Below are 12,158 nucleotides of genomic sequence, written 5' to 3' on the forward strand. Positions count from 1 at the left end.
GAAGGGTTGTAAGCGCTGTATTGCCGAGGTGGTGGAATTGGTAGACACGCAACCTTGAGGTGGTTGTGCCCATAGGGTGTAGGGGTTCGAGTCCCCTTCTCGGTACCAATTATCAGGAGAGCCCGCTGTTGCGGGCTTTCTTGTAGGTGGAAGGTTACATTGACCCTGTAAGGGATCGGTCGTATACTTCCGCCCCAGCTTTGTCGCGGGGTGGAGCAGTCTGGTAGCTCGTCGGGCTCATAACCCGAAGGTCGTCGGTTCAAATCCGGCCCCCGCAACCAGTTTTAGCGGAGCCCCTTATTAAGGGGCTTTTTGTTAGCTGGACACTTTCAACGCCGCTATTCGACGGCGTTTCAAGGATGGGCGTTTCGCCCATTTTTTTATTTTGCACAGCATGCACATACATGCACGAGGGGGTTCAGGTGTCGAGCAAGCTAGAAGAGTTGCAGGCCTTGCTGGCCCCGGTGGTCGTGGCCCTGGGCTATGAATGCTGGGGTATTGAGTTTTCGGCTCAAGGTCGCCACTCAATGTTGCGCGTTTATATTGATAAAGAGGGCGGCGTGCTGGTGGACGATTGTGCCATTGTCAGCCGTCAGATCAGTGGTGTCCTGGATGTTGAAGATCCAATCGCTGTTGAGTACACCCTCGAAGTTTCCTCGCCAGGCATGGATTGCCCGCTGTTCACTCTCGAGCAGTTTGCAAAATTTGCCGGTGGACAAGTGAAAATCAAGCTGCGATCGCCCTTTGAAGGGCGGCGCAATTTTCAGGGCCTTCTGCGCGGTGTAGAAGAGCAGGATGTCGTGGTGCAAGTAGAAGATCATGAGTTCCTGTTGCCGATCGATATGATCGACAAGGCCAACATTATTCCCAGTTTTGACTGAGACGCGGATCCCGCGGATCCAATGGCTTGCGAAAGGCGAGGCGTACGATGAGCAAAGAAGTACTGCTGGTTGTTGAGTCGGTATCCAATGAAAAGGGCGTACCGGCAAACGTGATTTTTGAAGCGCTGGAGCTGGCCCTGGCCACTGCTACCAAAAAGCGTTTTGAAGACGAAGTTGATCTGCGTGTGGAAATCAACCGCCACACCGGTGCCTATGAGACTTTCCGTCGCTGGACGGTCGTTGAAGAAGCCGATCTTGATGATCCGGCCATCGAAACCTGGCCGAGCAAGGTTGCGCAAACGCACCCTGGCGCCAATGTCGGTGATGTTGTCGAAGAAAAGATCGAATCGATCGAGTTCGGCCGTATTGCTGCGCAAACTGCCAAGCAGGTCATTGTGCAGAAGGTTCGCGAAGCCGAGCGTGCTCAAGTCGTTGACGCCTATCGCGAGCGGCTGGGGGAAATCATCTCCGGCACCGTGAAAAAAGTCACCCGCGACAACGTGATCGTCGACCTGGGCAACAACGCCGAAGCGTTGCTGGCCCGCGAAGACATCATCTCTCGCGAAACCTTCCGTGTCGGCGTGCGTCTGCGTGCGTTGCTCAAGGAAATCCGCACCGAGAACCGCGGCCCTCAGTTGATCCTGTCGCGTACCGCGCCGGAAATGCTGATCGAGCTGTTCCGTATCGAAGTGCCGGAAATCGCCGAAGGCCTGATCGAAGTCATGGCTGCTGCCCGCGACCCGGGTTCGCGCGCCAAGATCGCAGTCCGCTCCAAGGACAAACGCATCGACCCGCAGGGCGCTTGCATTGGTATGCGCGGTTCGCGCGTCCAGGCAGTGTCGGGCGAGTTGGGCGGTGAGCGTGTGGATATCGTCCTGTGGGATGATAACCCGGCGCAGTTCGTGATCAACGCCATGTCGCCGGCTGAAGTGGCGGCAATTATCGTTGACGAAGATGCCCATGCAATGGACATCGCCGTTGGCGCTGACAATCTGGCTCAGGCCATTGGTCGTGGAGGTCAGAACGTGCGTCTGGCCAGCCAACTGACCGGCTGGACCCTGAACGTGATGACCGAATCGGACATCCAGGCTAAGCAGCAAGCTGAAACCGGTGACATCCTGCGCAACTTCATCGACGAGCTGGAAGTCGACGAAGACCTGGCGCAGGTGCTGGTAGATGAAGGCTTCACCAGCCTGGAAGAGATTGCCTACGTACCGTTGGAAGAAATGCTCAACATCGATGGCTTTGACGAAGACACCGTCAACGAGCTTCGCGCTCGGGCCAAGGATCGTTTGTTGACTAAAGCCATCGCTACTGAGGAAAAGCTGGCAGACGCCCATCCGGCCGAAGACCTGCTCTCGCTTGAGGGTATGGACAAGGATTTGGCGATGGAACTGGCGGTGCGCGGCGTAATTACCCGCGAAGACCTGGCCGAGCAGTCTATTGACGATCTGCTCGACATCGACGGCATTGACGATGATCGTGCCGGCAAGTTGATCATGGCCGCCCGAGCCCATTGGTTCGAGTAATTAGGCGCGGCCTGAGGAGAGAAGTGCATGACGCAAGTCACGGTGAAACAACTGGCCGATGAGGTCAAAACACCGGTAGAGCGCCTGTTGCAGCAGATGCGTGAGGCAGGTCTGCCGCACACCGCCGCCGATGAAGGTGTGAGCGATAGTGAGAAGCAGTCTTTGCTGACTCACTTGAAGAGCAGCCACAAGGCGAAAGTGGAAGAACCGCGCAAGATTACATTGCAGCGCAAAACCACCAGCACCCTGCGTGTTGCTGGTAGCAAGAGCATCAGCGTTGAAGTACGCAAGAAGAAAGTCTTCGTACAGCGCAGCCCGGAAGAAATCGAAGCCGAGCGCAAACGCGATCTGGAAGAACGTCGCGCAGTAGATAATGCTGCTCGTCAGAAGGCTGAAGAAGAAACCAAGCGTCGCGCCGAAGAAGAAGCGCGTCGCCAGCCTACTGCTGCGCAACCTGCTGGTACTGAAGCGGTCGCCGCTCCTGCTGCGCCTGTAGAAGCTGTGCGTGAGGCCACTCCGGTTGCCGCTGCACCAGCGCCTGCTGCCGACGCCCGCAAGCGTGACGAACCTCGTCGTCCGGACAAACCACGTGCCGACGATAATAGTCGTCGCGGTGGCGGCGGTGATGGCGAGCGCAAAAACGCTCCGCATCGCGCCTCGGTCAAAGAGAAAGCGCCTGCTCCACGCGTTGCGCCACGTACTACCGACGAAGAAAGCGATAGCTTCCGTCGTGGTGGTCGCGGCAAGGCCAAGCTGAAAAAACGCAACGCCCACGGTTTCCAGAGCCCAACCGGCCCTGTCGTGCGTGATGTGCAGATCGGTGAGACCATCACTGTTGGCGATCTCGCCAATCAGATGTCGGTCAAGGCTGCTGAAATCATCAAGTTCATGTTCAAACTGGGTACTCCAGCGACCATCAACCAGGTGCTTGATCAGGAAACTGCTCAACTGGTAGCCGAAGAACTGGGCCACAAAGTGACCCTGGTCAGCGACACCGCCCTGGAAGATTCCCTGGCCGAGTCCCTGAAGTTTGAAGGTGAGACGTTCTCCCGTGCGCCAGTTGTGACCGTAATGGGCCACGTTGACCATGGTAAGACATCGCTGCTCGACTACATCCGTCGTGCCAAGGTAGCTGCAGGCGAAGCCGGCGGTATCACCCAGCACATCGGCGCGTACCACGTTGAAACCGATCGCGGCATGGTCACCTTCCTCGACACCCCAGGTCACGCCGCGTTTACCGCAATGCGTGCCCGTGGTGCCAAGGCGACTGACATCGTGATCCTGGTGGTTGCAGCGGACGACGGCGTAATGCCGCAGACCATTGAAGCTGTCCAGCACGCCAAGGCCGCTGGTGTTCCACTGGTTGTGGCAGTGAACAAAATCGACAAGCCGGGCGCCGATCTCGATCGCATCCGCAGCGAACTGTCGGTTCACGGCGTGACGTCTGAAGAGTGGGGCGGTGATACGCCGTTCGTTTCGGTTTCGGCGAAAGTCGGTACTGGCGTGGACGAGCTGCTCGAAGCGGTCTTGCTGCAAGCTGAAGTACTCGAACTGAAAGCAACGCCATCGGCCCCAGGTCGCGGTGTTGTGGTTGAGTCGCGTCTCGACAAAGGTCGTGGCCCGGTTGCAACCGTTCTGGTTCAAGACGGCACCCTGCGTCAAGGCGACATGGTGCTGGTCGGTTCGAACTACGGCCGTGTACGTGCCATGCTCGACGAGAACGGCAAGCAAATCAAGGAAGCGGGTCCTTCCATCCCTGTCGAGATCCTCGGCCTGGACGGTACCCCGGACGCTGGCGACGAGATGAGCGTGCTGTCGGACGAGAAGAAAGCCCGTGAAGTGGCTCTGTTCCGTCAAGGCAAGTTCCGCGAAGTCAAACTGGCTCGCGCTCACGCCGGCAAGCTGGAAAACATCTTCGAGAACATGGGCCAGGCAGAGAAGAAGACGCTCAACATCGTCCTCAAATCTGACGTTCGTGGTTCCCTCGAAGCGTTGAACGGCGCCTTGAACGGCCTGGGTAACGACGAAGTGCAAGTGCGTGTCGTCGGTGGCGGTGTCGGTGGTATCACCGAGTCCGACGCTAACCTGGCACTGGCTTCCAACGCTGTACTGTTCGGCTTCAACGTGCGTGCCGATGCTGGCGCTCGCAAGATCGTCGAGCAGGAAGGCCTGGACATGCGTTACTACAACGTCATCTACGACATCATCGAAGACGTCAAGAAAGCCCTTACCGGCATGCTTGGCAGCGACGTTCGGGAGAATATCCTGGGTATCGCCGAGGTGCGTGACGTGTTCCGCTCGCCGAAATTCGGCGCGATCGCCGGTTGCATGGTTATCGAAGGTGTTGTGCACCGTAACCGTCCAATCCGTGTACTGCGTGAAGACATCGTTATCTTCGAAGGCGAGCTGGAATCCCTGCGCCGCTTCAAGGATGACGCTTCCGAAGTACGTGCCGGCATGGAATGCGGTATCGGCGTCAAGAGCTACAACGACGTCAAGCCTGGCGACAAGATCGAAGTTTACGAGAAGGTTCAGGTTGCTCGCAGCCTCTAACTCGCGCACTTCAGGAGCCACGCCGCGTGTGGGCATGCAAATGCCCCGCGCAACGTTCGGACTCTAAACGCAACGCCCGGTCTGGCTTTTGTCAGGCCGGGCGTTTGCCGCTTTCAGACCCCACGGGTTTCACCGTGTGGCAGTAACAGGTAACAAGACATGGCAAAAGAATACAGCCGTACCCAGCGTATCGGCGATCAGATGCAGCGCGAGCTGGCCCAACTGATCCGTCGCGAAGTCAAAGACCCCCGTGTTGGCCTGGTCACCATCACCGCCGTTGACGTGAGCCGTGACGTGGGTCACGCCAAAATCTTCATCACCGTGATGGGTGAGGACAGCAGCGAAGAAATTGCGCAAAGCATCAAGGTGCTCAACTCGGCCGCAGGTTTCCTGCGCATGCAGTTGGCCCGCGAAATGAAGCTGCGCAGCGTGCCTCAGTTGCACTTCCACTACGACGAAAGCGTCGTGCGTGGTGCGCACCTGTCGGCACTGATCGAGCGCGCCGTGGCTGAGGATAATCAGCACCCGTCCACACCTGAAGACGCCAAGGAGTAAGCGGTGGCTCAGGTCAAACGTATCCGTCGTAACGTCAGCGGCATCATTCTGCTCGACAAACCCATTGGCTTTACCTCCAATGCGGCGTTGCAGAAAGTCCGTTGGCTGCTCAATGCCGAGAAGGCCGGGCACACCGGCAGCCTCGATCCGCTGGCCACCGGCGTGTTGCCGTTGTGCTTTGGCGAGGCCACCAAGTTCTCGCAATACCTGCTCGATTCCGACAAGGGTTACGAAACCCTGATGCAACTGGGCAAGACCACCACCACGGCCGATGCCGAAGGTGATGTTTTGCAGGTTCGCGACGTGACCGTTGGTCGTGCTGATATCGAGGCTGCTTTGCCCGCTTTTCGTGGGAAAATCAGCCAGATACCGCCGATGTACTCGGCGCTCAAGCGGGATGGGCAGCCACTTTACAAGCTGGCACGTGCGGGCGAAGTAGTGGAGCGCGAACCGCGTTCTGTTACTATTGCGCGCTTGGAATTGCTCGCCTGTGAAGGCGACACCGCACGCCTGGCCGTGGACTGTAGCAAAGGCACCTATATCCGTACCCTGGTGGAAGATATTGGTGAAACGCTCGGTTGCGGCGCGTATGTTGCACAACTGCGACGCACCCAGGCCGGCCCTTTCAGTCTGGCGCAGACGGTTACGCTGGAAGAGCTGGAAGCGGTACACGCCGAAGGCGGCAATGAAGCGGTTGATCGCTTTCTGATGCCATCGGACAGCGGTTTACTCGATTGGCCATTGCTGCACTTTTCGGAGCACAGCGCGTTCTACTGGCTCAACGGCCAGCCGGTACGTGCCCCGGACGCCCCGAAATTCGGCATGGTGCGGGTACAGGATCATAACGGTCGCTTTATCGGTATCGGTGAAGTGAGCGAAGACGGGCGCATCGCGCCACGTCGACTGATTCGGTCAGAATGACCGGAACCTGTTTGTGGTAAAAGCGCAGTAGCTTTTACGCAAACTGGAACGAGGGTGGCTGTTAGCAGGCACGGTCACTACTCATTTTTAGATACAGGGATTTGTCCCTGGCCTGTTGAAACTGCCCTTTGGGTGGTTTCCTGAAAAAAGGATTGCCTCATGGCTCTCGACGTTCAAGAAAAAGCACAAATCGTAGCTGACTATCAGCAAGCTGTTGGTGACACTGGTTCGCCAGAAGTGCAAGTTGCACTGCTGACTCACAACATCAACAAGCTGCAAGGTCACTTCAAGGCCAACGGTAAAGATCACCACTCCCGTCGTGGTCTGATCCGCATGGTAAACCAGCGCCGCAAGCTGCTGGACTACCTGAAAGGCAAGGATCTGGGTCGTTATCAGGCTCTGATCGGTCGCCTGGGTCTGCGTCGCTAATAAGCGATTGCGCTAGAGGTTGGTTGTTTGTCGTGTGTCAGTGGGATTCCCGCTGGCCCATGGCAGGCTTCCAGCCTCAAGTTTTATCTGGATACACGTTTTACCCCTGGACAAGGGTTGGGCCGATTCCCGACATTGCCCAAGAATTTCGCAAGAAGACAAGTTCCCCAAGAGCCACAAAGAAGGTAGGACACCGTGAACCCGGTTATCAAAAAATTTCAGTTCGGTCAGTCGACCGTTACCCTCGAGACAGGCCGTATCGCCCGTCAAGCCTCCGGCGCAGTGCTGGTTACCGTTGACGACGACGTTACCGTACTGGTGACCGTTGTTGGCGCCAAGCACGCGGACCCAAGCAAGGGCTTCTTCCCTCTGTCCGTTCACTACCAGGAAAAGACTTACGCTGCCGGTAAGATCCCTGGCGGTTTCTTCAAGCGCGAAGGCCGTCCTTCCGAGAAAGAAACCCTGACTTCCCGACTGATCGACCGTCCGATCCGTCCGCTGTTCCCAGAAGGCTTCATGAACGAAGTGCAGGTTGTCTGCACCGTCGTTTCCACCAGCAAAAAGACCGATCCGGACATCGCTGCGATGATCGGTACCTCGGCTGCCCTGGCCATCTCCGGTATTCCTTTCGATGGCCCGATCGGCGCCGCGCGCGTTGCTTTCCACGAAAGCACCGGCTACCTGCTGAACCCGACTTACGAGCAGCAAAAAGCCTCGAGCCTGGACATGGTCGTTGCCGGTACCTCGGAAGCCGTATTGATGGTTGAATCGGAAGCCAAAGAGCTGACCGAAGACCAGATGCTGGGCGCTGTACTGTTTGCTCACGACGAGTTCCAGGTTGTGATCAACGCCGTTAAAGAACTCGCTGCCGAAGCTGCCAAGCCAACTTGGGCCTGGGCTCCACAAGCCGAAGCGACCGAACTGCTGGGCGCTATCCGCTCCGAATTCGGCGAAGCGATCTCCCAGGCCTACACCATCACCGTCAAGGCCGACCGTTACGCTCGCCTGGGCGAGTTGAAGGATCAGGTCGTGGCCAAGCTGTCCGGTGAAGAAGGCCAGCCTTCTTCCAGCGACGTCAAAGCGGCTTTCGGCGAAATCGAATACCGCACCGTTCGCGAAAACATCGTGAACGGCAAGCCACGTATCGACGGTCGCGACACTCGCACCGTGCGTCCGCTGAACATCGAAGTCGGCGTTCTGCCGAAGACTCACGGTTCGGCGCTGTTCACCCGTGGTGAAACCCAGGCCCTGGTCGTTGCGACCCTGGGTACTGCCCGTGACGCACAACTGCTGGACACCCTGGAAGGCGAGAAAAAAGACCCGTTCATGCTGCACTACAACTTCCCTCCGTTCTCGGTGGGCGAGTGTGGTCGCATGGGTGGTGCTGGTCGTCGTGAAATCGGTCACGGCCGTCTGGCCCGTCGTTCGATTGCGGCCATGCTGCCTGCCGCCGACGTGTTCCCGTACACCATCCGTGTGGTGTCGGAAATCACCGAGTCCAACGGTTCCAGCTCCATGGCTTCGGTCTGCGGTGCTTCCCTGGCACTGATGGACGCTGGTGTGCCAATGAAGGCACCGGTTGCCGGTATCGCCATGGGCCTGGTTAAAGAAGGCGAGAAGTTCGCCATCCTGACCGACATCCTGGGCGACGAAGATCACCTGGGCGACATGGACTTCAAGGTAGCCGGTACCGCCAAAGGTGTGACCGCGCTGCAGATGGACATCAAGATCAAGGGCATCACCGAAGAAATCATGGAAATCGCTCTGGGCCAAGCCCTGGAAGCGCGCCTGAACATCCTCGGTCAGATGAACCAGATCATTGGTCAGTCCCGTACCGAACTGTCGGAAAATGCTCCGACCATGATCGCGATGAAAATCGACACCGACAAAATCCGTGATGTCATCGGTAAAGGCGGCGCGACTATTCGTGCGATCTGTGAAGAAACCAAGGCTTCGATCGACATCGAAGACGACGGCTCGATCAAGATCTTCGGCGAAACCAAGGAAGCTGCAGAAGCTGCGCGTCAGCGCGTTCTGGGCATCACTGCCGAAGCCGAGATCGGCAAGATCTACGTCGGTAAAGTTGAGCGCATCGTCGATTTCGGCGCATTCGTCAACATCCTGCCGGGCAAAGACGGTCTGGTTCACATCTCCATGCTGAGCGACGCTCGTGTTGAGAAAGTGACCGACATTCTGAAAGAAGGCCAGGAAGTGGAAGTGCTGGTACTGGACGTGGACAACCGCGGCCGCATCAAGCTGTCCATCAAAGACGTGGCAGCAGCCAAGGCTTCGGGCGTTTAAATACCCGCAGGCTTCACGCTGAAAAAGGACTCTTCGGAGTCCTTTTTTTATGCGCGCAGGAAAATGCCGAAAAATCAGGCGCTTAATCACATCCAAAAACCGCAACTTGCATGCAGGCACGATCCGCTTCATGCAAATTGCACGAATGCGAAAACTGGCTAAATTCTTAACGTGTTGTTTTTAAAGGTTTTATTTTTCTGATTCGACTTGGCACAGTGCCTGCAATATTCCTGTTAACGCTGCAGCATCAAGGTACACACACTGCAGACTTTTAATAAAACAGGAGTTACTCGTATGAAGAAGTTCGCTCTCGCTACCGCAACTGCTACCGCTTTGACCCTGGCCATGGCCAACGTTGCCTTCGCTCAAACCTCCCAGGCGCCTATGACACTGGCTGCTGGCGAAATGACCAAAGCCAAAGAGTCCACCTCGGACACTTGGATCACCACCAAAGTCAAAGCTGACCTGCTGACCGAAAAGGGCATCCCAGGTTCGGACATCAAGGTTGAGACCAACAAAGGTGTGGTTTCCCTGTCTTCGACCGTTGCCATCTCCGACTCGCAGAAAGCCACCGCCGTAGCCATCACCAAGCGTATCAAGGGTGTCACTGCGGTGTCCGCTGACGGCTTGCTGGCTGGCGGTGCGGTAAAAGCTGACAACATCGACAAATCCAAGGAAGCCACTTCGGACACTTGGATCACCACCAAAGTGAAGGCTGACTTGGTCACCGAGAAAGGTATTCCTGGTACCGACATCAAAGTCGAAACCAACAAGGGTGTAGTTTCCCTGTCTTCTTCCGTCGCAGTGACTGAAGCGCAGAAAACTACTGCGGTGAACATCACCAAGAAAATCAAAGGCGTGAAAGCTGTATCGGCCGATGGCCTGAAAGCAGAGTAACGCTCAATCAATCGTCTGAACTAGACGTCGGCGGCAACGAGTGAGTTAGATATCCACTCAATGCACCTCACGGGTTCATGCGACCGACCATAGGGATGTGGTCATTCCAGGCCCCGGCACATGTGTCGGGGCCTGTTCTATTCTGCATTTCGTCGGTGTATGACGATCGAGGGGTTACTCGGCGTCCAGATGCATCGGCGTTATCACCCGGCCATCCTTCTCGGCTTGGCCCAGTTTGGCATCGATGAAGTACACCCGGTCATCTTCCAACTGCCCTTTGTCCACCAGGTAGTCCTTGATGGTGCTCGCGCGGTCCTGACCGAGCTGGCGCAGCAGCACGTCGCTGCCACTCCAGAACTTGATCACGCCGTCCTTCAGTTTGGCCGTGCGCTCATCGTCGCTCAGGTTTTTCCATTCCGCCGGTGGTTGTTGCTTCAGGCGGGTGCGGTAGATACCTTCGAGCAACGGGGCTTTTTCCTTTTCCGGTACTTGCAGCAAGGAAGCCTGGGCCGGAACCTTGTCCCCACGGCGCTGCAGCATCTTGTAGTAGTTGTACTGGTATTCACGCTCCAGGCGCTGCTCTGCCAGGAACTTGCCGTCACTGTCGGCAGCCGCGGTGCCTTCGATTTCCAGGCGCAGGGTCGGGCGCTCTTTGAGGGCGTTGGCCAGGGTGTTCAGGGCGCCCTCGGCGTCTTTGTTCAGTTCGCTGGAGCCTGCTGCGAACGAGACATTGCCGAGGTCTTCCGAACCGCCGCCGGTCACCAGCCCACCGATAAACTTGAAGGGCGCCGTTGCTGCGCGCACCACCAGGTTGCGCAATGTCTGCCACACGATCGGCATCACGCTGAATTGCGGGTTATTCAAGTCGCCGCTGACGGGCAGCTCAATCGAGATCTTGCCGTCAGAGTCCTTGAGCAGAGCGATCGCGAGGCGAATCGGCAGGTCTACCGCATCGGCACTGTCGACCTTCTCACCCAGTTGCAGTTGCTCGACCACCACTTTGTTCTCGGCCTTCAACTGGCCTTTGATGATCACATAATGCAGGTCGAGGTTAAGGCGACCCTTGCGAATACGGAAACCGGCGAATTTGCCCGAGTAGGGCGTCAAGGTTGTCAGTTCGACACGTTTGAAGCTGGTGGCGATATCCAGCGCCGCCATCGGATCGAACGGGTTCACGCTACCTTTGATGGTGACCGGTGCATAGCGATCCACTTTACCCTTGATGTCGACACTGGCCGGTTTGGCCTGGCGGCTGTCAATGGTGCCGATCTGCCCGTTGAGCTGTTGAATCGCGGTGGCGAAGTTGGGCGTGAGGCTGAAGTCGGCGAAGTTCGCCGAGCCGTCGTTGATCGCAATCTGCCCGATATGAATGCCCAGAGGTTTTTCGTTACTGGCAGCCGCCTTGGTCTCCGGCTTGGCGCCGCTGTTGGCCGGCTGTGGGATCAGCAGGTCGTCGACGTTGGTGGTGCGATCATCGTTGATCATGAAGCGCACGTAGGGCTGCAGCAGGTTGACCTTGTCGATCGACAGGCTGTTGCCATGCTGATAGTTCACGCCTTCCAGCACCAGGCGCTGCCATTTTAGGAAGTCGCGGGTCTTGAGGGTGTCGAGGGTGTGCAACTGATCGACCTGCGCCCGGCCGGTGATCTGCAGGGCCAGAGGATCGGTGCTTTTCAGGTTCACGTCGAGGTTGCTGCCGAGCATGCCGCTACGCAGCTCCAGGCGTATGAACGGGCTGATATAGGATTGCGCGACCCGCAGGTCGATATCCTGGGTGTTCACTTTCAGCTTGGCGCTGACCGGGTTGAGGTTGACCTCGCCGGTTGCCTGGATCTTGCCTTGCTTGCCCAGGCCGGTGTCGACCTTGAGGGTAAAGGGGTTGCCGTTGAGGCTGTCGAAGTTCTGCACATCGACGTTCAGCGGGCCCAGTTCCAGAGCAACGGCGGGTTTGGCCTGGCGGTCGGCCAGGTGGACCTGATAGTTACGCAGTTGCACATCCTTGAGCAGGACTTGCCACGGTTTGCTGGGCGCTGCGACAGCGGGTTTTGGCGAGTCGGCAGCCGCTGGTGCGCTGGCCGGTTCATACGCCTGG

Annotated in this window: 9 protein-coding genes and 2 tRNA genes; 10 read left to right on the plus strand and 1 reads right to left on the minus strand. The window is 57.5% G+C overall.

Annotated features, from left to right (window positions below):
- Positions 1 to 22 precede the first annotated feature (22 nt).
- The 10 genes from L9Z73_RS00890 to L9Z73_RS00935 all read left to right on the plus strand — a co-directional run bounded on the left by L9Z73_RS00890 (position 23) and on the right by L9Z73_RS00935 (position 10,066).
- A tRNA-Leu gene (locus tag L9Z73_RS00890) sits at positions 23 to 108 on the plus strand.
- Between the two features lie 96 nt (positions 109 to 204).
- Positions 205 to 281: transfer RNA gene (locus L9Z73_RS00895), tRNA-Met, on the plus strand.
- Between the two features lie 141 nt (positions 282 to 422).
- On the plus strand, positions 423 to 881 hold the full coding sequence (rimP, locus tag L9Z73_RS00900) for a ribosome maturation factor RimP (protein WP_247395690.1): 459 nt from the start codon (positions 423 to 425) through the stop codon (positions 879 to 881).
- Between the two features lie 47 nt (positions 882 to 928).
- Positions 929 to 2,410, plus strand: a complete 1,482-nt coding sequence (nusA, locus tag L9Z73_RS00905; protein ID WP_247395691.1) for a transcription termination factor NusA — start codon at positions 929 to 931, stop codon at positions 2,408 to 2,410.
- Between the two features lie 27 nt (positions 2,411 to 2,437).
- Entirely contained in the window at positions 2,438 to 4,963 is a 2,526-nt protein-coding gene (gene infB / locus L9Z73_RS00910) for a translation initiation factor IF-2 (RefSeq protein WP_247395693.1), read from the plus strand.
- A 159-nt stretch (positions 4,964 to 5,122) separates the two neighbouring features.
- Complete coding sequence (gene rbfA, locus L9Z73_RS00915) at positions 5,123 to 5,518, plus strand: 30S ribosome-binding factor RbfA (protein WP_247395694.1); 396 nt, start codon at positions 5,123 to 5,125, stop codon at positions 5,516 to 5,518.
- A gap of 3 nt (positions 5,519 to 5,521) precedes the next feature.
- Positions 5,522 to 6,439 carry a tRNA pseudouridine(55) synthase TruB gene (truB, locus tag L9Z73_RS00920; RefSeq protein ID WP_247395695.1) on the plus strand — a complete coding sequence of 306 codons (918 nt, stop codon included), beginning with the start codon at positions 5,522 to 5,524 and terminating at the stop codon, positions 6,437 to 6,439.
- Positions 6,440 to 6,598: 159 nt separating this feature from the next.
- A complete protein-coding gene (gene rpsO, locus L9Z73_RS00925) occupies positions 6,599 to 6,868 on the plus strand; it encodes a 30S ribosomal protein S15 (protein WP_003176135.1) in 270 nt (89 codons plus the stop codon).
- A gap of 195 nt (positions 6,869 to 7,063) precedes the next feature.
- On the plus strand, positions 7,064 to 9,169 hold the full coding sequence (gene pnp, locus L9Z73_RS00930; RefSeq protein WP_247395696.1) for a polyribonucleotide nucleotidyltransferase: 2,106 nt from the start codon (positions 7,064 to 7,066) through the stop codon (positions 9,167 to 9,169).
- Between the two features lie 294 nt (positions 9,170 to 9,463).
- The gene (locus tag L9Z73_RS00935) at positions 9,464 to 10,066 is read left to right on the plus strand and encodes a BON domain-containing protein (RefSeq protein WP_247395697.1); all 603 of its coding nucleotides are present in this window, start codon (positions 9,464 to 9,466) and stop codon (positions 10,064 to 10,066) included.
- A gap of 174 nt (positions 10,067 to 10,240) precedes the next feature.
- On the opposite strand, the gene L9Z73_RS00940 is transcribed toward L9Z73_RS00935, so the two are convergent.
- Positions 10,241 to 12,158: DUF748 domain-containing protein (locus L9Z73_RS00940; protein WP_247395698.1), on the minus strand; the 1,918-nt coding region annotated here is incomplete at its 5' end.

The organism is Pseudomonas emilianonis, assembly GCF_023072625.1.
Taxonomy (GTDB): domain Bacteria; phylum Pseudomonadota; class Gammaproteobacteria; order Pseudomonadales; family Pseudomonadaceae; genus Aquipseudomonas; species Aquipseudomonas paraveronii.

What these genes read in the sequence shown, in the direction of transcription:
- nusA (WP_247395691.1), top strand. Translation starts at nt 929, where the DNA reads ATGAGCAAAGAAGTACTGCTGGTTGTTGAGTCGGTATCCAATGAAAAG.
- infB (WP_247395693.1), top strand. Translation starts at nt 2,438, where the DNA reads ATGACGCAAGTCACGGTGAAACAACTGGCCGATGAGGTCAAAACACCG.
- rbfA (WP_247395694.1), top strand. Translation starts at nt 5,123, where the DNA reads ATGGCAAAAGAATACAGCCGTACCCAGCGTATCGGCGATCAGATGCAG.
- rpsO (WP_003176135.1), top strand. Translation starts at nt 6,599, where the DNA reads ATGGCTCTCGACGTTCAAGAAAAAGCACAAATCGTAGCTGACTATCAG.
- L9Z73_RS00935 (WP_247395697.1), top strand. Translation starts at nt 9,464, where the DNA reads ATGAAGAAGTTCGCTCTCGCTACCGCAACTGCTACCGCTTTGACCCTG.